Source organism: Streptomyces sp. TAA204 (assembly GCF_000424965.1).
This window is the reverse complement of the sequence record NZ_AUKW01000004.1, coordinates 399,408-424,261: the sequence shown is the minus strand read 5'-3', so window position 1 is coordinate 424,261 and position 24,854 is coordinate 399,408. Positions and strand designations below refer to the sequence as shown.

Genomic DNA, 24,854 nt, shown 5'->3' with positions numbered 1-24,854 from the left:
GGCGCAGTAAGTAGTGAGCCGACTGGTCATCGGCTGCGCGACAAGTCCGAGGTTCCCCCCGTACCTTCGGGCTCGCGCGAATGGCGCGGGCGGGACACGTTCCCCCGGTCCCGCCCGCGCCCCATCGGGGACCACGGCATCCGGCCGGGCCGGCACTCCGGTTCCCCCGGCCTCCTCCCCCGGCCTCCTCCCCCGGCCTCCTCCCCCGGCCTCCTCCCCCGGCCTCCTCCCCCGGCTTCCTCCTCCGGCTCGACCTCTTCCGGTTCGACCTTCCCCGGCCGACTTCCGGGCCGCAGGCCGCCGTCACTTGTAGACGATCACCTTGTCGCCCTTCTTCACCTTGTCGAAGAGCGCGGCGATCTTCTTCTTGTCCCGTACGTTCACGCAGCCGTGCGACGCGCCCTGGTAGCCCTGGGCGGCGAAGTCCGCGGAGTAGTGGATCGCCTGCCCGCCGCTGAAGAAGAGCGCGTACGGCATCGGGGTGTCGTAGATCGTCGAGACGTGGTCGCGGCTCTTGAAGTCGACCCCGAACTCTCCTTCGCGCGTGGGTGAGTAGGCCGAACCGAAGCGCACGTCCATGGCGGAGCGCATCTTCCCGTCCACGTACCAGGCGAGCGTCCGGCTTTCCTTGCTGACGCACAGGGCGCGACCCGTCAGACAGCGCGGGTCGGGATCATCGAGAGGCCGGGTGGTCGGCGGGTACAGCTCGTTGCGGCTCGGCATGCTCGTACGGGCGCTCAGTGCGGTCCAGGCACGCGAGGTCATCGCTCCGGTGCGGTCCATGCCCTGCTGCCGCTGGAAGTCGCGCACCGACTCCTTGGTGACCGGGCCGAAGTAGCCCGTCGGGTTGCGGTCGAAGAGCTGCAGCTTCCGCAGCCGCGCCTGCAGTTCACGGACCTTCGTGCTGTTCGAACCGACGGACATCAACACGGGGTCGGCCGGTTCGGTGCGCTCGGGCGGGGGCGTGGTCGGCGCGGTCTTCTCCGGTGCGTCCGGCTTCTCGTCGGTCACAGCGGACTGTTCGCGCTCGGAGGGTGTCGCGGGCGGAACGGACGTCTTCGTCACACGGATGGGCGCACCGCTGCTGGTGTCCGCCTTGCAGCCCGCCGCCGCTCCGCCGCCCACGACCAGCACCGCCGTGACCGCCAGCGCACCGCCCCGCCTTGCTCCTGCCCCCGCCATACGAACCCCCTGACACTTCACGGTCATCACGAAATCCTCGACTCCGGCCGCCCCTTGCATTCCCTCGCGGCTCCCGCGCGAACCGCCCCGCACGACGTGCCGTGCGCGAAAGGTTCCGCCCCGCGCACGGAAAGTGAGCGGTCCGCGGAGGTCCACAACCACCGCCGCCGGGGCGGAACGGCCGCCGCGTGCGCGCGTTCCGCCCCGGCCGCCGGCCCGTTCACGGCGTCTGCGGGCCGAGCAGACGCAGTACCGCGTCGAGGCCGCGCGGGGAACCCGGTGCGGCGCCCGCGGGCAGTACGTACGAGCGCAGTCCGGCGGCCGCGGCCCCGCCGTCCTTGGCCGGGTGGTCGCCCACCATCAGCGTTTCCCCCGGCGTCACGGACAGTTCCCCGCAGGCGTGCAGGAACAGACGCGGGTCCGGCTTCTCCGTGTCGTGCTCGTAGGAGTGGACCCAGGACGAGAAGTGGTGCGCGAGGGAGTGGTGGGCGAAGGTGGCACGCAGATCCCAGCCGACGTCACTGACCACGCCCAGCGCGATCCCGCGTCCGGCGAGCCGCTCCAGCGTGTCTGCGGTGTCGGCGTACGGACGCCAGTGCTCGGGAGACTGCAACTGCGCGTACAGCGCGTCCGCGTGGGGAGCCAGGTCGGGCACGGAGGCGTACCAGGTGGTGAACGCGCGGCGGTGCGCCTGTGAGGAGACGTCACGCCCGCGCTGGGCGCTGATGACGGCGGGGTCCTCGAGCCCCGCCTCCAGGCCGGTCAGGAGCCGGTCCATCCCGGCCTCGCTCACGCTGTGCGGCAGCACCGCGCGTATGCGGTCCGCGTAGGCGTCGATCTGGAAGAGGGTGCCGGAGAAGTCGAAGAGCACCGCTGCAAATGGTGGCGGAACCCGGCCGGGAAGGGCGCGGACGGGCCCCTCGGGGCCGCACACGACGGAAGTGGTCATGGGGGATTCATAGCGCATCCGCGCCGTGCGACATTGCCGGGACGGACGGAAGGGCGCAGGATGAGGGGCGTATTACCGGCGAGTACGGGGCGTGGGCCCCGGGACTGGGAGTGCCCGTGAGCGCGGAAGCCCTTCCGAGGACGGAGCCCCGTGAGCCGCGCGGACTCGCCGCCCAGGCGGCCGCGCTGGCCGCGGGCGAGGTGACGGCGCGTGAGCTGACCGCGAGCGCCCTCGCCCGTATCGAAGCGAGCCGCCCGACGCTGAACGCGTTCCGCCGCGTACGCGAGGAGGAGGCTCTGGCCGAAGCGGACGCCGCCGACCGGCGGTTGGCGCGCGGTGAGCGTCTCCCGCTGCTGGGCGTGCCGCTGGCGGTCAAGGACGACATGGACGTGGCCGGACAGCCGACGGCGTTCGGCTGCCGCGGCGAGTTCCCTCCGAAGAATGCGGACAGTGAGTGCGTACGCAGGCTGCGCGCGGCGGGAGCCGTCGTCGTCGGCAAGACCAACGCCCCCGAACTGGGCCAGTGGCCCTTCACCGAGGGGCCGGCCTTCGGTGAGACCCGAAATCCGTGGAGCCTGGAGCACACTCCGGGCGGCTCGTCCGGGGGTTCGGCGGCGGCGGTGGCCGCCGGGCTGGTGCCGGCCGCGCTGGGCTCGGACGGCGCGGGTTCCATCCGCATCCCGGCCGCGTGGAGCCATCTGGTGGGCATCAAGCCGCAGCGCGGCCGGATCTCGACGCTGCCCGACCCGGAGGCGTTCAAGGGGATCACGGTCTTCGGGCCGCTCGCCCGTACGGTGCGGGACGCGGCGCTGCTGCTGGATGTGGCCTCGGGCAACGCGGACGGAGATCTGCACCGTCCGGCGCCGGTCGAGGTCCGCTCCGCGGCCGGCCGAGATCCGGGCAGGCTGCGTATCGCGCTCTCCACACGTCCCCCCTTCACCGCGACGCGGAAGTCACTCGATCCGGTGGTACGGGCAGCGGTCGCCGGGATCGCGGAGCGCCTGGCGGCGCTGGGCCACGACGTGGAGGAGGCCGACCCCCAGTACGGCCCGATCGGACTGACGTTCGTGCCGCGGGCCACTGCGGGGGTCAGGGAGTGGAGCCTGCGCGCTCCGGACCCCGGCCTGCTCGACCCCCGTACGCGCGGCGCCGCACGTACGGGCCGGCTGCTGGAGGGGGCCGTGCTGCGCGCGGCCCGTGCCGCGGAGGCGCCGCTGCAGCGCCGCGTCGGACGGATCTTCCGCCGCTTCGACGTCGTGCTCGCGCCGACGACCGCGACGCCGCCCCCGCGCATCGGGGACCTCGCCGGACTGTCCGGCCTGCAGACGGACCGCACGATGATCGGCCACTGCCCTTACGCCTGGCCGTGGAACGTGCTGGGCTGGCCCGCCGTCAATGTGCCCGCCGGATTCACCGGTACGGGCCTGCCGCTGGGAGCACAGCTGCTCGGCCCCGCCGGCGGCGAACCCGTACTGGTCTCGCTGGCGGCTCAACTGGAGGCCGACCAGCGCTGGTTCGAGAGATGGCCGCCGGAGGCCGGGCAGCAGGGGCCTGCCCGCGCGGCTTCCTAGGTCCGCTCCCGGCGGGGTTGCCCGTTCGCGACGTGCCGGGCTCGCGCTCAAGCAGTCCGACGGGTCACCGGGGCCTGAGCAGCCCGCGGCTCACGGTGCGAGCACGTCCAGTTCGGCCATCGCGTCGTCGGTGATGGTCCGCATCACACGCTCCGCGGCCGGGCCGTCCCCCTCCCGTACGGCCTCGGCGACCTGGACGTGCATCGTGACCGCCTCCTGGCGGGGGTCGCTGAACATCACCTCGTGCTCGGTGCGTCCGGTCAGGACTGCGGCGACGACGTCGCCGAGCCGTGCGAACATCTCGTTGCGCGAGGCCCGGAGTATCACCCGGTGGAAGGCGACGTCGTGCACGAGGTAGTTCGGGAGCTGCTCCCCGCGGGAGGTGCGCACCATGCCCAGGGCGTGCTCGGTCAGCTCGGCGCACTCCTCGGGGGTGGCCAGTTCCGCCGCGAGGCGGGCGGCGACCGGTTCGACCGCCGAGCGGAGCACCGTCAGCGAACGCAGCTGCCGTGGCCGGTCCGCCCCGGCGAGCCGCCAGGTGATCACCTGCGGGTCGTAGACGTTCCACCGCTGGGTGGGCAGAACGGTCACCCCCACCCGGCGCCGCGACTCCACCAGGTGCATCGACTCCAGCACCCGAACCGCTTCGCGCACGACGGTCCGCGAGACCTCGTACCGTTCGGCCAGCTCGTCGGTGAGCAGAACCGTGCCCGGAGGGTATTCGCCCGCGGTGATCGCGGGCCCGAGCTGGGCGAGCAGACGTGCGTGCAGGCCGCGCCCTCGGCCGTCCGCCTGGCTGGTCATGGATCTCCTGAGTTCTCTCCGCCCCCGGGGGGAATCAGACTACGTGGTCCTCAGCGGGCACTTTAAGTATGACCAATAGATCACGCCCTATTGAATACATGTGACGTAATGGGGTTGAGTGTGCGGCGACCAGGCAGAAGAGCGCGCCCGGAGGCGCGGACAGCGAGGTATGAGAGATGAGCCCCACGGGCAGTGACCGCCCCGGTTCGAGTGCCGCCGCGGACGTCGTGGTCGTGATGGGAGTCGCCGGTACCGGCAAGACCACAGTGGGCGGTCTGCTGGCCGAGGCCCTGGGAGTGCCCTACGCCGAGGCCGACACCTTCCACCCGCCCTCCAACGTCGCCAAGATGACCGCCGGCACCCCGCTGGACGACGCCGACCGCGCGCCCTGGCTCGACGCCATAGGAGCCTGGGCGCGCGAACGAGAGCAGCTCGGCGGAGTGGTCAGCTGCTCCGCGCTCAAGCGCGTCTACCGCGACCGGCTCCGCGCGGCGGCGCCGCGCGTCTTCTTCCTCCACCTCACCGGCGAGAAGGCGCTCATCGCCCGGCGCATGGAAGAGCGCCGGGACCACTTCATGCCGCCCGCCCTGCTGGACTCGCAGTTCGCCACGCTGGAGGAGCTGCAGCCGGACGAGCGGGGAGCCGCTGTCTCCGTCGAGGAGGACCCCGGAACGGTCACCGAACAGGCCCTCGCCGTGCTGCGCGAGCGGGGAGCCGTGCCCGCACGTCGGTAGCGGCTGCTTCAGCTCGTCGCCGCGCGCTTGAGCGCCCGTACGCGCCGCGCCACCCTTCTCACGGCACGGTTGCGCGGCACGAAGGCGAGCTGCCGCGGCACGGCACCGGGCAGGGCGAGTGAGGTGAGCCGGCGGCGCTTGAAGTAGCGGCGGGTGCGCTCGTCGAGGTGCTGTGCGAGATACCGCTCGGCGTCGCCGCGCAGCCCCGGATGGATCGCGGGCTGCATGCAGAAGCCCACGGCCCGTACCAGACCGGTCAGTTCGCCTTCGACGCGGTGCGCGTCCGGGGCACTCCACGTGCCGACAGCCGTCGCGTCGCCGATGTCCGGCAGCAGCGCGTCGACGAGGGTGACCGGCACGCGGTTGCTGTTCTGGTACGGCGCCAGCCGCTCCAGCAGCAGGTCCGTGCCCGCGCGGGCGACACGCAGCCCGTAGAAGGAGGCGGCCGTCAGCAGGGCCGTCGAGAAGCAGCCCACGACGAGAGACGGGCGTATCCGCTCGTACAGCACCTCCGCCAGCACCGGCGCGGTCAGCACGTGCAGTTCGACGCCCAGCTCCCCGGCCTCCTTCTCCAGCGCACGGGAGAAGCGGGCCGGCGCGACGGGGTGCGGCTTGAACACCACGCTGCGGTGGCCGAGTCCGGCGGCGCCGCGCAGCATCCTCACGTGCAGCTGTTCCTCCTCCTCCGCCGTGAGGATCTCCAGCGCCGACAGGTACTGGCCGAGCAGCAGGGCCGAACCGGCCGGCACCGAGGCGGCGCCGGGCGGCACGTCCCGCGCCAGCTCGGCCAGCACGGACTTGAAGGTGCCGGTGGGGACGACCTCGCTCCCGACGCCGAACTCCGTGAGAAGCAGCGGCTCCAGGCCCGGCAGCAGGTCGAGGTGGAGCAGCCGCCGTACGCGCGAGCCGACCAGGGGGTCGAGCTTGTTGCGCGTGGGGCCGTAGCTCATCAGGCCGTCGGCGTAGACGTCGACGGGTGCGTCGGGGAAGAGGCGGGCCACGGCGAGGGCCGGTTCGACCTGGATGGACTCGACGACGAGTTCGACGTCGTCGTCGCCCAGGCCCCACAGCATGCGCGCGTACCGCTCCCACATCGGCACGTCGTCCGTGCGGGGCGACCAGCCGCCCGGGTGGAAGGGCCGGACGGCCTCGTTCCAGGACAGCACGCGGTCGAAGCGCCCCCGGAGCCGCTCGAAGCCCGGCATCGTGTCCAGGGAGGGCGTCGTCTCGGGGTTCGCGGCGTTGTTGCTCACCAGCAGCAGACGGCGGTCGGCGGGCGTGAAGTGCCCCGCGTCCAGCGCGGCGGCGAGGGTGGCGGCCCCGTACAGCGTCGAGGCGAAGAAGATCTGCGTACGCATCGGGGTCCGTCCTCGGTGAACTCCACGGTCGGCTGTCTCACTCATGCGGCCTCACCCGCCCCGGCGCTCAGTACCGCGGGGCGGCGGCGCAGCCGGCGCAGCCGGGAGGCACGTTCGACGTCCATGGAGTCCAGCGCGTCCGCCAGGACGTCCGGGGGGAGGCGCTTGAGCGCGGCGGAGCTCATCGCGCGGAGCCTGCGTGCCACGTGCGGCTGGAACCTTCCGCTGGTCAGATGGTGGGAGATGATCGCGCAGTAGGTGCGCACCGCCTTCGGCAGCAGCGCCGCGGCGTCCTTGTCCCCGGCTGTCTCCGCGACGACCTGGTCGAAGGCGCGGATGAAGTCGAGCTGGCGGACGTCGCCGATCTGGGTCAGTGAGGAAGCCACGCCACGCCGGTAGAAGACGCCCGTCAGCCCGACCGCCGCGAAGGACTTCGCCTCGCGGTGCAGCCGCCAGATCCACGGCCTGTCCTCAGCGGTGCGCAGCCCGTCCGTGAAGTGCAGCAGCCCCTCCTCCAGCAGCCTGCGGCGGTAGATCCCCGCCCAGGCGTAGGCGTAGTCGACGGAGGTGGTGCGGTCGGCGGGCAGGATCGCCTCGCGCGGGTCCATCACCACGCCCCGGCGGCCGTGCGGGACGCGGGAGACCGTACGGGCGCGGGCGGTGCACTGGACGTGATCGGTCCGCAGGAAGTCGCAGCCCAGGTGCTCGGCGGCGGCGAGCAGGTCCGGGTAGTAGCCGGGCGCCAGCCAGTCGTCACCGTCGAGGAAGGTCAGGTATTCGCCTCGGGCGGCGTCCAGGCCGGTGTTGCGCGCGGTGGCGAGGCCGCCGTTGACCTCGTGCCGGACGAGGACGGCGCCGCGCAGATCGCGCTCGGCGTCCGCGAGAATCTCTGGGGTGCCGTCGGACGAACAGTCGTCGACCAGAATGAATTCGATGTCCCCGCGCGCGTTGGCACATAGACTGCGCAACGTTTCCGGAGCGTAGGACTGCACGTTGTAGAACGGCACGATGACGGAGAGCTTAACCACCCGGCCGACCTTAAGGGTGCCCCCGGCCCGCGTTGTGACCTGCGGCGTACGTGCCGGTGAACGGCGCATGGCGGTAGCGTGAACGCCCTTGGCGCGCGGTCGGGTTGGCCGTCCGGCGGTGCGCTGTTAACCGGCTGTTGTATTTGCGTTGGGCCGGACTCCGGAATTGCTTTCTAGCGTCTGGGACGTGGCATCAAGAAATCGCTCAGCACTTCCCGGCCGGCCCCCGGAATCCGCCCCCGCATTGCGGACGGCCGTACTGGCCGATTCCGACACGCGCTGGAAATGGGGTGCGCTCACAGCCCGCCGCCTCACCCCCGGCGCCCGGATCGACGGCTTCCTGCTGCGCGGCCGCGCCACTCCGACGGCACGGCAGCTCGCCGAGGTCGGCGTCACCGCGGACTCGCTGCGCGAGACCGGCGGCGTGCACTTCGCGCAGGAGGCCGCGGACCGGGGCGCGTACGACGTGGTGGTCCTCGCCTGCGTCGGCGGCGCGGTGCAGGCGATGCTGCACGGCATGGCCCACGCGGCCTCCGCCGGCACCTCCGCAGGTGCCCCCGCCGGAGCGCTCGTACGCCGCCCCGTGGTCGTCACCGGCTACGTCGGCGTCGTCTACGAGAAGCTCGCCGACGGGCTGCTGCTGCGGCACGGAGCCGACGTCGTCCTCGCCAACTCCCGCTACGACGCCGAGCGTTTCCGCTCCGTCTACGCCGGGGTCGGAGCCGACGGCGCCTCCGTCACCGAAGGCGCGCTCCCCTTCCTGGGCGGCACTCCCTACCAGGGCCCGCAGCCGGGGCGGCCCTTCACCGTGGTCTTCGCCGCACAGCCGTCCGTGCCCGCGAGCCGCGCCGACCGCGCGTACCTGCTGGGCCGGGCCGCCGCACACGCCCGTGCCCACCCCGGACGGGAAGTGCTCATCAAGCTGCGCAGCAGGCCGGGTGAGCACACCACGCACATCGAGGAGCAGCCGTACCAGAAGCTCGCCGCGCGGCTGCCCGGCGGCCTGCCGCCCAACTGCCGCCTCGTCTACGGGCACATGGGCGAGGTGCTGGACCGCACCGACCTGCTGGTGACGGTCAGCTCCACCGCCGCCCTGGAGTCCCTGCACCGGGCTGTCCCCACGGCCGTCCTGACAGACCTGGGCGTGCGGGAGGCACTGGGCAACCACCACTTCCTCGGCTCCGGCTGCCTCGCCTCCTGGGACGAACTCGACGCCGGCCACCTGCCGGAGGCGGCCGGGGAGTGGACCGCGCGGCAGGGCGTACTGCCCGGCGGCCGGTACGAGCACGCCTTCGACGAGGCATGCGGGCGGGTCGCGGAGCTGGCAGGCAGGGAACGGCTCCCGGCGCTCACGCCGTACTACACACCCACCACCGCCCCCGGATACCTGCCCGGCATCCTCGCCCGCTACGGCCTCGACGCCCACGGCGCCCCGCTGCCCGGCGCCGCGGCGGCAGCCGGGCAGGACGCGCCGTCCGGGCTGCGCGCGGTGGTGCGCGGCGCCGTGCGCGACGCGGCGCGGGGCGCCTACCGGCACGGCGTGCAGCGGGTGGCGCCGGTGATCCGCCGCATGGGGGAGCTGTGACGTGCCGCGGCGCCCGGCGGCGGGCGCTTCCCGAGACCTCCAGCCCTTGCCCGACCACTCCCGAGGAGCGGATATGACCGAGTTGTTCGAGACAGGGGCCGGAAGCGGCGTGGGGAAGCGCCGGGTGGTCGCCGTGATCCCGGCCCGCGGAGGGTCGAAGGGCGTACCCGCGAAGAACCTCGCCACGGTCGGCGGTCTCCCGCTGGTCACCAGGGCCGTACGGGCGTGCCGGGCCGCGGAACTCGTGACGGACGTCGTCGTCTCCACCGACGACTCCGGCATCGCCGCCGCCGCACGCGCGGCGGGCGCCCAGGTCGTCGAGCGTCCCGCGGACATAGCCGGGGACACCGCCACCAGCGAGGCGGCGGTGCTGCACGCGGTGGAGATCTGCGAGGAGCGCACGGGAGCGGCGGCCGACGTGGTGCTGCTGGTGCAGTGCACCAGCCCGTTCATCACCCACGGCGACATCGACGCGGTCGCCGGCGCGGTGGCCGTGGGCGGCGCGGACAGCGCGCTGACCGTCGCCCCGTTCCACGGCTTCATCTGGCGCGACGGCACGGACGCCGACCGCACGGACGCGGGCGGGACGGACGCCACCGGGACGGCAGGCACGGCAGACACGGGAGGCACCGGGGTCAACCACGACAAGGCCCACCGGCCGCGCCGCCAGGACCGCCCGCAGGACCTGCTGGAGACCGGAGCCGCGTACGCGATGGACGCCGCGGGCTTCCGCAGGAGCGGTCACCGCTTCTTCGGCCGTACCGAACCGGTGCGTACGGACCCCGCCCGCGTCCTGGAGATCGACGACCCGCACGACCTCGCCCGCGCCCGGGCGCTCGCGCCGCTGCTCGACGAAGCGCGGCCCGGTGCGCTGCCCTCGCGGGAGGACGTCGACGCGGTCGTACTCGACTTCGACGGCACCCAGACCGACGACAGGGTGCTGATCGACTCCGACGGACGGGAGATCGTCGCGGTGCACCGCGGCGACGGCCTCGGCATCGCCGCCCTCCGCCGCGACGGGCTGGAGCTGCTGATCCTCTCCACGGAGGTGAACCCGGTCGTGGCCGCGCGGGCCGACAAGCTCAAGGTCCCCGTGCTGCACGGCATCGACCGCAAGGACCTCGCGCTCAAGCAGTGGTGCGAGGAGCGGGGCGTGGTCCCCGAGCGCGTGCTCTACGTCGGCAACGACGTCAACGACCTGTCCTGCTTCAACCTCGTCGGCTGGCCCGTCGCGGTCGCGGGCGCCCACGACGCCGTACGCGGGGCCGCGCGCGCGGTCACCTCCACGGGAGGCGGCGCGGGAGCCGTCCGCGAGATCGCCTCCTGGCTTCTCGGACCGTCCCTGTGACACGCCGCGTCCGCCGCCGGCCCCCTCACGACCACCACCCTCACGACCTCCACGACCAGCACATACCGACCCACTGAAGAGAGAGACCATCGAGATGAGCACCAACCGTCTGCGCACCCTCGGCGAGAAGACCGTCGGCCCCGGCCGCCCCGTCTACGTCACCGGCGAGATCGGCATCAACCACAACGGCGAGCTCGAGAACGCCTTCGCGCTCATCGACGCGGCGGCCGAAGCCGGCTGCGACGCCGTGAAGTTCCAGAAGCGCACCCCGGAGGTGTGCACACCGCGCGACCAGTGGGACGTCGAGCGCGACACCCCCTGGGGCCGGATGACCTACATCGACTACCGGCACCGCGTGGAGTTCGACGAGGAGGGCTACCGCGCGATCGACGAGCACTGCGCGAAGCGCGGCATCGACTGGTTCGCCTCACCGTGGGACGTGGAGTCCGTCGCCTTCCTGGAGAAGTTCGACGTGCCCTGCTACAAGGTCGCCTCCGCCTCGCTCACCGACGACGAGCTGCTGCGGGCCATGCGCGCCACCGGCCGTGCGGTGATCCTCTCCACCGGCATGTCGACCCCCAAGCAGATCCGGCACGCGGTCGAGGTCCTCGGCAGCGAGAACATCGTGCTCTGCCACGCCACTTCGACCTACCCGGCCAAGGCCGCGGAGCTCAACCTGCGGATGATCCACACCCTGCAGAACGAGTTCCCGAACGTCCCCATCGGCTACAGCGGCCACGAGACCGGACTGCAGACCAGCCTCGCCGCCGTCGCCCTGGGCGCCTGCTTCGTGGAGCGGCACATCACCCTCGACCGCGCCATGTGGGGCTCCGACCAGGCGGCCTCCGTCGAGCCGGGCGGCCTGCAGCGGCTGGTGCGCGACATCCGCACCATCGAGGAGTCCCTGGGTGACGGGGTGAAGCAGGTCTACGACAGCGAGCTGAAGCCGATGGAGAAGCTCCGCCGCGTCAAGGGCGTCGTCGCGGAGGCCGAGGAGTCCGCGGACCGCGAGCCGGTCACGGTATGACGAAGCGACGGAGTGGCAGCCTTGACCCGACCTGACGGGCGCGAGCCCGTGCCGACCGGCCCGGCCCTTCCCACGCCCCCTCCCTCGACGGCGGGTGCGTACGCGGCCCGGCCGGAGAGCGGGGACGCCGTCCCGCCGCGCCGTCTGCGGGGTCTGCCCCGCAGACGGGCCGGGGGCACCCTCGCCTTCGTCGAGAGCCCTGTGCAACTGCTCAACGTCCTCGAGTGGGCGCACAGGGACACCGCGTCCGTGACGGGGACGGGGCCGGGGGCGGCAGGGAACGGCTCCGCGGCCCCCGCCGCCGGGCCGGGGCAGGGCGGGCCGTCCGGGCAGGAGGGCCCGACCGCGCGGGACGGGCAGGACGGGCGGGACGGGAAGGACACACGGGCCGGGCGGGACGGGCAGGACCGGCCGGCCGTGACGGGCGGGGACTTCGAAGCCCCCGCGCCGGGCCTCACCGTCGTCGTGCTCTCCCCGCACGACCCGATGACGCGCGGTCAGCTGCGCCGCGTGGCGGAGCTGGCCAGGGACGAGGGCATCGCCGTGCGCTGGGAGGAGGCGCGCGGCGGTGCCACCGCGCCCCTGAAGACACTCGGTTCTCTCGCGGGCGAGCTGCGCCGCGCACGCAGGGTCGTCATCGGGGACCCCTTCTCCCGTTACGTGCAGCTGCTGCTCACCCTCACCACGGCACGCAGCGTCGTCGTGGTCGACGACGGCACGGCCACCATGGAGTTCGTCTCCCAGCTCGCCCACGGCGAACGGCTGGTGCGCTGGCACCGAAAGGGCGCCGGCGGTGCGCAGGCCGCGCTGTTCGCGCCGTTCGCCCGCCGGGCCCGCTCCCGTCTCACTCCCGGCAGTCCCGCGGACGGCGGAGGGACCCGGGGCGCACGGAGGCGTGTCGAGATCTTCAGCTCGATGCCCGTCGACGCCTCTTCCGCTCAGCTGCGGGACCTGGGTGTGACCGTCACCTCCAACGACTTCGCCTGGACCCGCGCCCGCTTCGGGCCGCCGCGGCTGACCCGGGGCACGGACCTGGTCGGCACCTCGCTCGTCGAGACGGGAGTGGTGGACCTGGAGCGCTATCTCGAGGCGGTCTCCTCGCTGGCTCGCGCGCACGGCGCGACGCGCTACTTCGCTCACCGCCGCGAGAGCAGCGAGAAGCTGCAGCGGGTGACGGCGGCCACGGGACTGGAGATCGTCCGCCCCGACCTTCCGCTGGAGCTGGTCGCCCGACGCGGCCCGATCGGGCGTACGATCCTCAGCTTTCCCTCGACCGTCGTGCACACCCTGCCCCTCGCGCTGGCCGGCACGCCGGTCTCGGTCGCGGTGTGCGAGGTGGAGCGGACCTGGCTGACGGACGGTGCCTCGCCGCGCGCGGAGGGATTCCTCTCGGGCGTCACCGGCACCGCGCGCAACGTACGCAGACTCGGAGCGCTCGGCCCGGCGAGGGCGGCCGGGGCGGCGTCCCCGGGGCCCGCGTCCGCCGCGTCCCCCGGGGCAGCCGAAACGGCCGGAAGCGGAACCTCCGGACAGCAGAGCGCGGCGCCCGCGGGCCCGTCTCCGTCCAGGACGTCCGTCCCACCGAGAGCCGGTCGCGCGAGCGCGTAACTATACCCACCGGCAAACGGACATAATCGCCGTCCTCAGAGATTTTCGGTCGCCTGAGGGGCTGAACTTTGCGGGATCGGCTGTATGCGGTGGCCTGAATGCGCCTACCCTGCGGATATGAACAGAGTCCTGTCCCCCGAGCCGGAGGTGGACCCAACCGGCGAAGCAGCAGTCGAAGCAGCCCTGCTGGGCGTGGTCCCGGAGCTGCCCGGCAGACTTCCCGACGCGCTTCGCGACGAACTGGTCGCCTTCCGTCGCGACCTGCACATGCATCCGGAACTGGGCAACCAGGAGTTCCGGACGACTGCCGCGATCAAGGCCCGCCTCGAGCAGGCGGGACTGCGGCCCCGCACCCTGCCGATGGGCACCGGCCTCCTGTGCGACGTCCACCCCGGTCTCGCCGACCGGTGGGACGGAGTCCGTCCGATGCTCGCCCTGCGTGCCGACATCGACGCGCTCCCCATTCCGGACACCAAGACGGTCCCGTACCGCTCCTCCGTCCCCGGCCGTGCGCACGCCTGCGGGCACGACGTGCACACCACCGTCGTGCTCGGCGCCGGTCTCGTACTCGCCGGCCTCGCCCGCGCGGGGCACCTGACGCGCTCCGTACGGCTGCTCTTCCAGCCGGCCGAGGAGGTGCTGCCCGGCGGCGCCACGGACGCCATCGACGGCGGCGCACTGGACGGCGTCGGCCGCATCATGGCCGTGCACTGCGACCCCCGTGTCGAGGCGGGCCGGATCGGGCTGCGTCCCGGACCGATCACCTCCGCCTGCGACCGGGTCGAGGTCGCTCTCAGCGGCCCCGGCGGCCACACGGCCCGTCCCCACCTGACCACCGATCTGGTCACGGCGGCGGCGAAGCTGGTCACCGAGGTTCCCGCTCTGCTCTCCCGCCGCGTCGACGCCCGGGCCGGGCTGGCTCTGACGTGGGGCCGTATCGAGTCGGGTCACGCCTGCAACGTCATCCCGCAGCGGGCCGAACTGTCCGCCACGCTGCGCTGCCTCGACCTCGCCGCCTGGCGTGAGGCGCCCGACATGGTGCACGCGGCCATCGACGAGACGGCGACGCTCCACCGCGCCAAGTCGGAGATCACGTACGTGCGCGGAGTGCCGCCCGTCGTCAACGAGCACGGCACCACGGAGCTGTTGCGTACGGCGATGACCGCGCGCCGCGGCACGCCCGCCGTCGAGGACACGGAACAGAGCCTGGGCGGCGAGGACTTCTCCTGGTACCTGGAGCACGTGCCCGGAGCCATGGCACGGCTGGGTGTGCGCGGGCCCGGTGACCGGCACTCGCGCGATCTGCACCAGGGCGACTTCGACGCCGACGAGAGCGCGATCACCGTCGGCGTCGAGCTCTTCACCGCCGCCGCGCTGCTGGACACTCCGCTCGAGGTGCCCGGGGCATAGCGCCTCCCGCAGGTCCTGCCCTTCCCGGCACCGGTGACCCCGGGAGTGACCCGCGCCGTTCCCCGTGGCGGCGCGGGTCCGGTGCGTGCGGCCGCCTCCGGGCCCCGGAGGCGGCCGGCGACCCCCCTTCCACCTGGAACTCCGCGCCCTCGGCACCGATCCGATAACAGCATTCCGGCAAGTCTTTACCTGAAATCTACGCGCGTTAATCTGAGCCGGAAGCCAGCGCCGGAAGAGGCGCTTCCAAGAGCCGAAGGGGACGTCCTCTTGCGTCGGGTAACAAAGCTTGCCGCCGCGGTCACAGCTACCGCGGCCCTCGCCCTGACCGCCACCGCGTGCGGTGAGAGCTCCACCGAGTCCGCCGGCGAGAAGGACGCGGGAGTCGGCCTGGCCTTCGACGTCGGCGGCCGCGACGACCATTCCTTCAACGAGGCCGCGGCCCGTGGTGTGGACAAAGCCGAGGAGGAACTCGGCGTCAAGTCCAAGGAGATGACCGCCGGCAACGACGAGACCGAGGCGGACCGCGAGCAGCGGCTCACCTCCCTGGCCAAGGCGGGCTACAACCCCGTCATAGGCGTCGGTTTCGACTACGGCAAGTCCATCAACAAGGTCGCGAAGGAGTTCCCGGAGACCACCTTCGGCGTCGTCGACTCCCCCTCGGAGCAGAAGAACGTCGCGGGCCTGGTCTTCGCCGAGCACGAGGCGTCCTATCTGGCCGGTGTCGCCGCGGCGAAGAAGACCGAGTCCAAGAAGGTCGGCTTCATCGGCGGCGTCAACAACGCGCTGATCCAGAAGTTCGAGGCGGGCTTCGAGCAGGGCGTGAAGGACACCGACCCGGACGTCGAGGTCACTTCGCAGTACCTGTACCCGACCAACACCAAGGGCTTCAACGACCCGGCCGCCGCCAAGGCCAAGGCCAAGGGCATGCTCGACGCGGACAACGACGTGATCTACTCCGCCGCGGGCCAGTCCGGTGTCGGCTCGATCGAGGTCATCAGCAAGAAGAAGGGCGCCTGGGCGATCGGAGTCGACTCCGACCAGTACGAGCAGCCCGGCCTGGCCAAGTACAAGGACTCGATCCTCACCTCGGCCGTCAAGAACGTCGACGTCGCCGTCTTCGACCTCGTCAAGAGCGTCAAGGACGGTAAGCCGATGAAGGACACCACCTCCTTCGACCTCAAGGAGGACGGTGTCTCGCTGGCCACCTCCGGTGGCTTCATCGACGACATCCAGAGCGACATCGACAAGGCCAAGCAGGGCATCATCGACGGGAAGATCAAGGTCAAGGACACTCCGTGACCGAACCGCCGGCAGGTCCACGGACCTGACCGGCGGTGTTCCGGCCCGCGTGCCGGAACGTCCTTGGAGTTCCGGAGCGGGCGTATCCGCGGGCCGACGGCCCTGCGGATACGCCCGACACCGTCCCCGGGGCGGACGTCCGGGGCCGGGCCCGCCCGCCGGACGTCCCGGAGAAGAGCTGAACCCCCCACCGAGCAGCGGCGTTTCAGGAGAGTGCGTCATTTCAACGTCCAGCAGCAGCCCGCCTGCGGCCGGTGCGGCAGCCGGCACCGTCTCGCGGCCGGCCGTCGAACTCCACGGCATCACCAAACGGTTCCCCGGAGTCGTCGCGAACCACGACATCGACTTCGCCGTCCGCCGCGGCACCGTGCACGCCCTCGTCGGTGAGAACGGCGCGGGCAAGTCGACGCTGATGAAGATCCTCTACGGGATGCAGAAGCCCGACGAGGGCACCATCACCGTCGACGGCGAACAGGTCTCCTTCACCACTCCCGGCGACGCCATCGCGCGCGGAATCGGCATGGTGCACCAGCACTTCATGCTCGCCGACAACCTCACGGTGCTGGAGAACACGGTGCTCGGCGCCGAGGACCTGTACGGCATCGGCTCCCGCGCCCGTAAGAAGATCAAGGAGCTGTCGGACGCCTACCGGCTGGGCATCCGTGCCGACGTGCTCGTCGAGGACCTGGGCGTGGCCGACCGGCAGCGCGTGGAGATCCTCAAGGTCCTCTACCGGGGCGCACGGACGCTGATCCTCGACGAGCCCACCGCGGTACTGGTGCCGCAGGAGGTCGACGCGCTCTTCGAGAACCTCCGCGAACTCAAGGCCGAGGGCCTGACCGTGCTGTTCATCTCGCACAAGCTGGGCGAGGTCCTCTCCGTCGCCGACGACATCACCGTCGTCAGGCGCGGTACGACCGTGGCCTCGGTCAAGCCCGGGGAGACCACGCCCAAGCAGCTCGCCGAGCTGATGGTCGGAAGCGAACTGCCCTCGCCCGAGACGCGCGAGTCGACCGTGACGACCACGCCGATGCTGGCCGTGGAGGGGCTGCGGCTCTCCGCCACCGACACCGACGGCGCCGTGCGGGCCGTGCTCGACGACATCACCTTCACCATCCACAAGGGCGAAGTCCTCGGCGTGGCAGGCGTCGAGGGCAACGGGCAGGCCGAACTCGTCGAAGCCGTCATGGGCATGCGCGATCCCGACGCCGGCGCCGTCACCCTCGACGGCGCCGACATCACGGCGTACTCCACACGCAGGCGACGCGAGGGCGGCATCGGCTACATCCCTGAGGACCGCCACCGCCACGGCCTGCTCCTGGAGAGCACCCTCTGGGAGAACCGCATCCTCGGACACGTCACCGAAGAGCCCAACAGCAAGGGGAAGTTGCTCGATCTGGTGGGAGCGCGGGCCGACACCGCCCGCATCGTCGCCGACTACGACGTGCGCACCCCCGGCATCGAGGTCACCGCGGCCTCGCTCTCCGGCGGCAACCAGCAGAAGCTGATCGTCGGACGCGAGATGAGCCACCGTCCCAAGCTGCTCATCGCCGCGCACCCCACCCGCGGCGTCGACGTCGGCGCCCAGGCGCAGATCTGGGACCAGCTGCGTGAGGCACGGCGCGAAGGGCTGGCCGTACTGCTGATATCCGCCGACCTCGACGAGCTGATCGGGCTCTCGGACACCCTGCGGGTGATGTACCGCGGCCGGCTGGTCGCCGACGCCGACCCCGCGACGATCACCCCCGAGGAGTTGGGCTCCGCCATGACGGGCGCCGCGAGCGGCCACCTCGAACACGTCGAGGACTCCGCGCAGGACGCCCCCGGGGACGCGACCCGGGGCGCGCTGCCGGAGCAGTCCCGCGGACCCGGCGGTCCCGCCGCGGGCCCGGAAGGACCGAAGGAAGGACCGGAAGGGGGCGAGAACCGGTGAAGTTCGACAAGGACAGGCTGATCCTGGCGTTCGGCGCCCCGCTGCTCGCCCTCGTCGCCGCGCTGGTCATCACCTCCGGCGTCATCGGGGTCACGGGCAAGGACCCGCTGCACGCCTTCTACGTGATGATCGACTTCGGCTCCAAGAGCGACAGCCAGGTCTGGATCATCAACAAGGCGATCCCGTACTACCTCGCGGCGGTCGCGGTGGCCATCGGCTTCCGCATGAACCTCTTCAACATCGGCGTCGACGGCCAGTACCGCATCGCGGCCTTCTTCGCCGCCGTCGTCGGCGGTTCGCTCACGCTCCCCGGCATCGTCCAGATCCCGCTCATCATCCTCATCGCGATGCTGGTCGGCGCGGTCTGGTCCGGCATCGCCGGTCTGCTGAAGACCACGCGGGGCGTCAGCGAGGTCATCACGACGATCATGCTGAACGCCGTCGCGGGCTCGGCCATCGGCTATTTCCTTCAAGAGGGCCGGCTGGCCGAGAAGGAGGGCAATCTCTTCCACACGCCCGACATCCCGGCCTCCAGCCACTTCTTCACCATCCCCACCTCGCCGGACCCGATCCAGGGCACGATCCTCATCGCCGTACTGGTCGGTCTGGCCTACTGGTTCGTGCTCGGACGCACCCGCTTCGGCTTCGACCTGCGCGCGGTGGGCCGTTCCGAGTCCGCCGCCTCCGCGAGCGGAGTGAGCGTGAAGCGGATGGTGGTCACCTCCATGGTGCTCTCCGGCCTCGTCGCCGGTCTGGTCGGCATGCCGACGCTGCTGAACACCTCGCACAACTACGGCACCGACTTCCCCGCCGGCATCGGCTTCACCGGCATCGCCATCGCCCTGCTGGGACGCAACCACCCGCTGGGTATGGCGCTGGGCGCGCTGCTGTGGGGATTCCTGGAACGTACGGGCACACAGCTCGAGTTCGACGGCTACGCGCAGGAGATCGTCGGAGTGATGCAGGGCGTCATCGTCCTGTGCGTGGTCATCGCGTACGAGGTCGTACGCCGCTACGGGCTCCGCAGGCAGCAGCGCAGGGTCGGCGAGGAGCTGGCCACGCAGGCCCGTAAGAGCGACAGCAACGACGAGAAGGCCGGGGTGTCCGCGTGAGTACGAACATCACCGCCGGGACCGGCGAGAACAGCACCGGCACGCAGGGCGGCAGCAACGGTTCCGGGAAGGGGAAGGGGAAGGGAAACGGGAACGGGAACGGGAACGGCGGGACCATCGGCAAGCGCCTCCGCCCGGGCAGGCCCGCCGGCGGACGGCGCGGACTCTCCTTCCCCGTCGTGCTGCTGATGATCGCGGGCGGCCTCGTCGCCCTCTCCGTGCTCCGCATGGTCACGGGCTCCGAGGCGGTCACCTCCAGCGGCCAGTACTCCAGCGCGCTGGCCGCTGCCGTCCCCATCGGCCTCGCCGGGCTCGGCGGCCTGTGGTCGGAGCGCGCCGGTGTGATCAACATCGGCCTCGAAGGCATGATGATGCTCGGCGCTTTCGGCGCGGGCTGGATGGGCTGGCAGCACGGCCCCTGGATCGCGGCGCTGGCCGGAATCCTCGGAGGGGCGCTGGGCGGACTCATCCACGCCATCGCCACGGTCACCTTTGGCGTGGACCACATCGTCTCCGGTGTCGCCGTGAACATCCTGGCTCTGGGCGTCGTGCAGTTCCTCGCCAAGCTGTGGTTCGGCGCGGAGGGCAGCGCCGCCGCGGCGGCGGGCGGCAACGACAAACAGTCGCCTCCCATGGCCGACATGCCGACGTTCACCGTTCCGGGGCTCGCCGACGGCCTCCAGGCGGTCGAGGAGAACGGCTGGTTCCTCGTCTCCGACCTGGCGGGCATCCTCGGCTCACTGGTCAGCAACGTCTCCTGGCTGGCCGTGCTCGCCGTCGCACTCTTCGTCGGCAGCTTCTTCGCGCTGTGGCGCTCCTCCTTCGGGCTGCGGCTGCGCGCCTGCGGAGAGAGCCCGGTGGCGGCGGAGACGCTGGGCGTCAACGTGCTGCGGTACAAGTACGCGGCGGTCGTCGTCTCCGGTGCGCTCGCCGGACTCGGCGGCGCGTTCCTCGCGATCGGCGTGCACATCTACCAGGACCAGCAGACCGGCGGGCGCGGCTACATCGGCCTCGCCACCATGATCTTCGGCAACTGGCGACCGGGCGGTGTCGCCATGGGCGCCGGCCTGTTCGGCTTCATGGACGCCCTCCAGCTGCGCGCGGGCGGCCCGACCGTGCACGCGCTGCTGCTGCTGGTGGCGGTGCTGCTGGCGGCGCTCGCGCTGTGGAAGCTGCGCAAGGGCGGCATCATCCAGGCGGCCATCAGCGGCGTGATCGCTGTGGGCCTGCTGGTGTGGTATCTGGTGACGGACACCGTTCCCCTGGAGTTCGTCGAGATGAGCCCGTACATCACCACCCTGCTGGTGCTCTCGCTGGCCGCGCAGCGGCTGCGACCACCCAAGGCCATCGGCAGGTCCTACCGCCGAGGGCAGGGAACATGACGAGCGCCCCGGCCGACGGCGCGGAGACCGCGGACGCCGACTGGGCCGCGCTGCGGGCAGCCGCCCGGGACGTGATGTCCCGGGCCTACGCCCCCTACTCCGGCTTTCCCGTCGGCGCGGCCGCTCTGGCCGACGACGGCCGCACGGTCACGGGCTGCAACGTGGAGAACGCGGCCTTCGGCGTCGCCCTGTGCGCGGAGTGCGGGCTGGTCTCGTCGCTGATCGCCTCCGGCGGCGGCCGGATCACGGCGTTCACCTGCGTCGACCGCAACGGGGACGTGCTGATGCCGTGCGGGCGCTGCCGTCAGCTCCTGTGGGAGCACGGCGGTCCGGATCTGCTGGTGGACACGGCCCGTGGCGGCATCCGGCCCATGGCCGATCTGCTGCCCGACGCCTTCGGGCCGTCCGACCTCCAGCGCTGACGGGCGGCGGCGCGACGGGCGCGTGTGACGCCCTCGCCGCTCCGCCCGTCCGGCCCCCGGTACCCGGGCTCCTCCGGTCCCGTCCCTCGTCCGTGTCGTGAACCCACGCCCACGGTTCCCTGCTCTGTGTGAAGGAGACTCACGGTTCTATGACCATGGACGTCATCTCCGTCATCCGTACGAAGCGCGACCGCGGCGCGCTCACCCACGAACAGATCGACTGGGTGATCGACGCCTACACGCGCGGTGAGGTCGCCGACGAACAGATGTCGGCGCTCGCGATGGCGATCCTGCTGAACGGCATGACCCGGCCCGAGATCGCCCGCTGGACCGGCGCGATGATCGCCTCCGGTGAGCGGATGGACTTCTCCTCCCTCACCCGCCCCACCGCCGACAAGCACTCCACGGGCGGTGTGGGGGACAAGATCACGCTGCCGCTCGCCCCGCTGGTCGCCGCCTGCGGCGCCTCCGTGCCCCAGCTCTCCGGCCGGGGCCTGGGCCACACCGGCGGAACCCTCGACAAGCTGGAGTCCATCCCCGGCTGGCGGGCGTCCCTCAGCAACGAGGGGATGCTCGGCATCCTCGACGACGTCGGCGCGGTGATCTGCGCGGCGGGCGAGGGGCTGGCCCCCGCGGACAAGAAGCTCTACGCCCTCCGCGACGTGACCGGGACCGTGGAGTCGATCCCGCTCATCGCCAGCTCCATCATGAGCAAGAAGATCGCCGAGGGCACGGGCTCGCTGGTGCTCGATGTGAAGACCGGCTCCGGCGCGTTCATGAAGACGCTCGAGGACGCCCGCGAACTCGCCTCCACCATGGTCGAGCTGGGCAAGGACCACGGGGTGCGGACACGCGCCCTGCTCACCGACATGGACACACCCCTGGGTGCCACCGCCGGGAACGCGCTCGAAGTGCGCGAGTCCCTGGAGGTGCTGGAGGGCGGCGGCCCGGCCGACGTCGTCGAGCTCACCCTCTCCCTGGCCCGCGAGATGCTCTCCGCCGCGGGCCTCGCCGACGCCGACCCGGCGAAGGCCCTGGCCGACGGCAGCGCCATGGACCACTGGCGCCGCATGATCTCCGCACAGGGCGGCGACCCCGACGCGGCACTGCCCACAGCCCGCGAGCAGCACGCCCTCACGGTCCCCGCCTCCGGCATCCTCACCCGTCTCGACGCCTACGCGGTGGGCCTGGCCGCATGGCGTCTGGGCGCGGGACGCGCCCGCAAGGAGGAGGCGGTCCAGGCGGGCGCCGGCATCGAACTGCACGCCAAGCCGGGTGACCCGGTCACCGCGGGCAGGCCGCTGATGACGCTGCACACGGACACCCCCGAGAAGTTCGCCTACGCGCAGGAGGCACTGGAGGGGGCCTACGACATCGCGCCGCAGGGCACGGAGTTCGCCGTCACGCCGATCGTGCTGGAACGGGTGGTGTGAGGGCACGGCAGCGCCCGGCGGACCTCGGCGGGGGCCGTTCCCGTTCGGGTGAGAGCGGTCCGTAGCGGTGCCGCGCCCCTTCTGGGCATGCCGGCGCCGGTGACACACCGATGAAGGAGACCGCCATGAGCGCCCTCACCGTCGGCCACGGCCTCCCCGAGCCCTTCGGCGTGCGGCTGGAGACAGCCGGCTTCCCCCTCGGCTGAGGCTGCCCGAGGTCATCCCGCGCCGAGGAGCCGCCGCTGTGCCACGGCCCGCCGGGTGCCCCGCAGCGTCACACCGCCGGCGAGGGCCATCGCCGCCAGGGACAGGGCCACGGTGGCCGCCCAGCCGCCCGCGGCGAACGCCACCGCTCCCAGCGCGCCGCCGAGCGAACTCCCGGTGTAGTACGCCATCTGGTACAGCGCCGAGGCCTGCGCCCGTCCTTCCGCCGCCGTGTGGCTGACCGAGCCGGAGGCGACCGTGTGACCCGCGAAGAAGCCCGCCGTGATCAGTACGAGCCCGAGGACGACGGCGGTCAGGTTGTCGGCGAGGCTCAGCAGGAGGCCCGACGTCGTCGTCCCGATTCCCGCGTACAGCGTTCCGCGCCGCCCCAGCCGGGCGCCGATCCTGCCCGAAGTGGCCGAAGTCGCCGCCCCCACCAGATAGATGACGAAGACCGAGCCGACGAGGCCCTGGGAGAGGCCGAACGGCTGCGCCACCAGCCGGTAGCCGATGACCGTGTAGACGGCGCCGAACACGATCATGAAAAGCAGGCCGATGCCGTACAGCCGCACGAGCAGCGGATTGCGAAGATGCGCCCTGACCGTACGGGCCAGCGCACGCGCGTTCAGCGGTGCGGGCCGGAAGTGACGGGCCCGGGGAGCCAGCGCCCGGAACGCCACCGCGCACACCAGGGCGGCGAGAGCCACCGCGGCCAGCCCCGCGCGCCAGCCCCACGCCTCGGTGATCCAGCCGCTGAGGATCCGGCCGCTCATGCCGCCCACGCTGTTGCCCGCGACGAAGAGCCCCGTCGCGCCGAGGAGATGCCTCCCGCGCACCTCGTCGGCGAGGAATGCCATCGCCGAGGCCGGGACGCCCGCGATGGCGGCGCCCTGGAGCGTACGCAGCGCGATCAGCGTGCCCAGGTCCGGTGCGAAGGGGACCGCGAGGGCGAGGACGACGGCGAGGGTCATGGAGACGGTCAGCATCCGGCGGCGTCCGAAGCGTTCGGAGAGCGCCGCCAGGGGCAGTACCGCGAGGGCGAGTCCGATCGTGGCGCCGGAGACCGTCCAGCTCGCCGTGCCGGGGTCGGCGTGCAGGTCGCGGGAGATCTCCGGGAGCAGCGCCTGCGTGGAGTACAGGAGCGCGAAGGTGGCCAGGCCCGCGGCGAAGAGGGCGAACCGCATACGGCGGTGTCCGGGGTCGCCGGGACTCAGCTTGGTCAGGTCGGCGTCCGGGGTGCTTCCGGCGGGCGGCGCGGTCGCGGCGGGCCGCGCGGGTCCTGCGGGAACGGCGGGCCGCGAGGGTCCTGCGGGAACGGCGGAGGCGCCCACGTCGGTGGACGCCCCGGTATCGGCGGTGGGCATGCTTCGACGCTACGAGCCGCCCACTGATGCGTCCAATGCACAGAACTGCCAGAATCGTTCCTCTGACGCATCACAGCACCTGAGGCGGATCATGGCGGCTCTGCACGGAGAGAATGACATCCCGGTCACATCCGACTGGGCGGCCTCGCTCACGCCGCGCCTCGCCCAGTTCGCCGCCGTCGCCCGGCACGAGCACGTCACTCGTGCCGCGGGCGAACTCGGCGTCCCCCAGTCCACGTTGAGCCGTGCGATCACCAGGCTGGAGAGCGACCTGGGCGTCGCCCTCTTCGCCCGGCACGGCCGCACGGTCTCGCTCACTCCGGCCGGGCGCACCTTCCTCGCCTCCGCCGAACGTGCCCTTGCGGCGGTCGAACAGGCGGCCGAGTCCGTCACCGCGGACGCGGACCCCGCGAAGGGCAAGGTCGCCTTCGGGTTCCTGCACACCCTCGGCTGGGAGACCGTCCCCGGTCTGATCCGCTCCTTCCGGACCGGCCATCCGGGAGTGCGGTTCGCCCTCGTGCAGAACTACGGGGAGGCGATGCTGGACCGGCTGCGTGCCGGGGGCCTCGATCTGTGCCTCACCTCGCCGGTGCCCGACGCGCCCGACCTCGTCGCCCGCCCCCTGGACGAGCAGCGGCTGCGGCTGGTCGTACCGGACGATCACCCGCTGGCGGCCCGCCGGCGCGTCCGTCTCGCCGAGGCAGCCGAGGAGCACTTCGTCACCCTGGAGCGCGGCTACGGCATGAGGCGCATCCTGGACGCGCTCTGCGCCGAGGCCGGCTTCACGCCCCGTATCGCCTTCGAGGGCGAGGAGGCCGAGACCATCCGCGGTCTCGTCGCGGCCGGTCTGGGCGTCGCTCTGCTTCCGCCGCCCGCCGTGCCCCGCCCCGGCGTGCGCGAACTGACCGTCACGGCGCCGCGCGCGGTCCGCGAGATCGGCCTGGCGTGGCTCGCGGGGCGGCCGGACACGGCGCCGGTGGCCGCGTTCAAGAGCTTCCTGCTGAGCCGCCGCGGACGGCTGCTGTCGGGCTGAGCGGACCGCCATCCGATCGCTCTTTTCGCCAGAACGGCAACGTGAGTTGCCGAGACGTCGTGCAGGGC

20 protein-coding genes are annotated in these 24,854 nt (G+C 72.1%); 14 read left to right on the top strand and 6 right to left on the bottom strand.

Going from position 1 to position 24,854, the window contains the following annotated elements:
* Positions 1–303: 303 nt before the first annotated feature.
* Both H343_RS0110225 and H343_RS29990 read right to left on the bottom strand, forming a co-directional pair.
* Positions 304–1,182 (bottom strand): L,D-transpeptidase family protein, encoded by an 879-nt coding sequence (locus H343_RS0110225; RefSeq protein ID WP_486586848.1) that lies wholly within the window; start codon positions 1,180–1,182, stop codon positions 304–306.
* 220 nt (positions 1,183–1,402) lie between these two features.
* Positions 1,403–2,131: an HAD-IA family hydrolase gene (locus H343_RS29990; protein WP_051264912.1), complete on the bottom strand. Its 729-nt coding sequence runs from the start codon at positions 2,129–2,131 to the stop codon at positions 1,403–1,405.
* Positions 2,132–2,247: 116 nt separating this feature from the next.
* Here H343_RS29990 and H343_RS29985 point away from each other — a divergent pair, with 116 nt between their 5' ends.
* The gene (locus H343_RS29985) at positions 2,248–3,702 is read left to right on the top strand and encodes an amidase (protein WP_078505391.1); all 1,455 of its coding nucleotides are present in this window, start codon (positions 2,248–2,250) and stop codon (positions 3,700–3,702) included.
* A 90-nt stretch (positions 3,703–3,792) separates the two neighbouring features.
* Here H343_RS29985 and H343_RS0110210 read toward each other — a convergent pair whose 3' ends face one another.
* Positions 3,793–4,506 carry a FadR/GntR family transcriptional regulator gene (locus H343_RS0110210; RefSeq protein WP_028431046.1) on the bottom strand — a complete coding sequence of 238 codons (714 nt, stop codon included), beginning with the start codon at positions 4,504–4,506 and terminating at the stop codon, positions 3,793–3,795.
* A 176-nt stretch (positions 4,507–4,682) separates the two neighbouring features.
* Between H343_RS0110210 and H343_RS0110205 the strand changes: the two genes are divergently transcribed.
* A complete protein-coding gene (locus tag H343_RS0110205) occupies positions 4,683–5,240 on the top strand; it encodes a gluconokinase (protein ID WP_051264910.1) in 558 nt (185 codons plus the stop codon).
* An 8-nt stretch (positions 5,241–5,248) separates the two neighbouring features.
* Here H343_RS0110205 and H343_RS0110200 read toward each other — a convergent pair whose 3' ends face one another.
* Together H343_RS0110200 and H343_RS0110195 are read right to left on the bottom strand one after the other, a co-directional pair.
* Complete coding sequence (locus H343_RS0110200; RefSeq protein ID WP_028431044.1) at positions 5,249–6,598, bottom strand: polysialyltransferase family glycosyltransferase; 1,350 nt, start codon at positions 6,596–6,598, stop codon at positions 5,249–5,251.
* 41 nt (positions 6,599–6,639) lie between these two features.
* Positions 6,640–7,626 (bottom strand): glycosyltransferase family 2 protein, encoded by a 987-nt coding sequence (locus H343_RS0110195; RefSeq protein ID WP_028431043.1) that lies wholly within the window; start codon positions 7,624–7,626, stop codon positions 6,640–6,642.
* 244 nt (positions 7,627–7,870) lie between these two features.
* Between H343_RS0110195 and H343_RS0110190 the strand changes: the two genes are divergently transcribed.
* The 11 genes from H343_RS0110190 to H343_RS0110140 all read left to right on the top strand — a co-directional run bounded on the left by H343_RS0110190 (position 7,871) and on the right by H343_RS0110140 (position 22,185).
* A complete protein-coding gene (locus H343_RS0110190) occupies positions 7,871–9,211 on the top strand; it encodes a DUF6716 putative glycosyltransferase (protein ID WP_028431042.1) in 1,341 nt (446 codons plus the stop codon).
* A 73-nt stretch (positions 9,212–9,284) separates the two neighbouring features.
* Positions 9,285–10,559, top strand: a complete 1,275-nt coding sequence (locus H343_RS0110185) for an acylneuraminate cytidylyltransferase (RefSeq protein WP_051264908.1) — start codon at positions 9,285–9,287, stop codon at positions 10,557–10,559.
* Positions 10,560–10,653: 94 nt separating this feature from the next.
* A complete protein-coding gene (locus tag H343_RS0110180) occupies positions 10,654–11,586 on the top strand; it encodes an N-acetylneuraminate synthase family protein (protein ID WP_028431040.1) in 933 nt (310 codons plus the stop codon).
* 144 nt (positions 11,587–11,730) lie between these two features.
* Positions 11,731–13,194 (top strand): hypothetical protein, encoded by a 1,464-nt coding sequence (locus tag H343_RS29980; RefSeq protein WP_078505389.1) that lies wholly within the window; start codon positions 11,731–11,733, stop codon positions 13,192–13,194.
* A 117-nt stretch (positions 13,195–13,311) separates the two neighbouring features.
* On the top strand, positions 13,312–14,604 hold the full coding sequence (locus H343_RS0110170) for an amidohydrolase (RefSeq protein ID WP_028431039.1): 1,293 nt from the start codon (positions 13,312–13,314) through the stop codon (positions 14,602–14,604).
* A 267-nt stretch (positions 14,605–14,871) separates the two neighbouring features.
* Complete coding sequence (locus H343_RS0110165; protein ID WP_028431038.1) at positions 14,872–15,903, top strand: BMP family ABC transporter substrate-binding protein; 1,032 nt, start codon at positions 14,872–14,874, stop codon at positions 15,901–15,903.
* A 178-nt stretch (positions 15,904–16,081) separates the two neighbouring features.
* Positions 16,082–17,836, top strand: a complete 1,755-nt coding sequence (locus tag H343_RS29975) for an ABC transporter ATP-binding protein (protein WP_078505387.1) — start codon at positions 16,082–16,084, stop codon at positions 17,834–17,836.
* Positions 17,833–18,948 (top strand): ABC transporter permease, encoded by a 1,116-nt coding sequence (locus tag H343_RS0110155; RefSeq protein ID WP_028431037.1) that lies wholly within the window; start codon positions 17,833–17,835, stop codon positions 18,946–18,948. Before H343_RS29975 ends, H343_RS0110155 begins: the two co-directional genes overlap by 4 nt.
* A gap of 116 nt (positions 18,949–19,064) precedes the next feature.
* Positions 19,065–20,330: an ABC transporter permease gene (locus H343_RS0110150; protein WP_028431036.1), complete on the top strand. Its 1,266-nt coding sequence runs from the start codon at positions 19,065–19,067 to the stop codon at positions 20,328–20,330.
* Positions 20,327–20,752 carry a cytidine deaminase gene (locus tag H343_RS0110145; protein ID WP_051264907.1) on the top strand — a complete coding sequence of 142 codons (426 nt, stop codon included), beginning with the start codon at positions 20,327–20,329 and terminating at the stop codon, positions 20,750–20,752. The genes H343_RS0110150 and H343_RS0110145 overlap by 4 nt, the downstream gene beginning before the upstream one ends.
* Before the next feature lie 155 nt (positions 20,753–20,907).
* Positions 20,908–22,185, top strand: coding sequence for a thymidine phosphorylase (locus H343_RS0110140; RefSeq protein ID WP_028431034.1), 1,278 nt, complete (start codon positions 20,908–20,910; stop codon positions 22,183–22,185).
* Positions 22,186–22,403: 218 nt separating this feature from the next.
* Here the strand turns inward: H343_RS0110140 and H343_RS0110130 are convergent, their stop codons facing one another.
* Positions 22,404–23,753, bottom strand: a complete 1,350-nt coding sequence (locus tag H343_RS0110130) for an MFS transporter (protein ID WP_028431033.1) — start codon at positions 23,751–23,753, stop codon at positions 22,404–22,406.
* Positions 23,754–23,844: 91 nt separating this feature from the next.
* On the opposite strand from H343_RS0110130, the gene H343_RS0110125 reads away from it, so the two are divergent.
* Positions 23,845–24,786, top strand: a complete 942-nt coding sequence (locus H343_RS0110125) for a LysR family transcriptional regulator (RefSeq protein ID WP_028431032.1) — start codon at positions 23,845–23,847, stop codon at positions 24,784–24,786.
* The last annotated feature ends 68 nt before the right edge of the window (positions 24,787–24,854 follow it).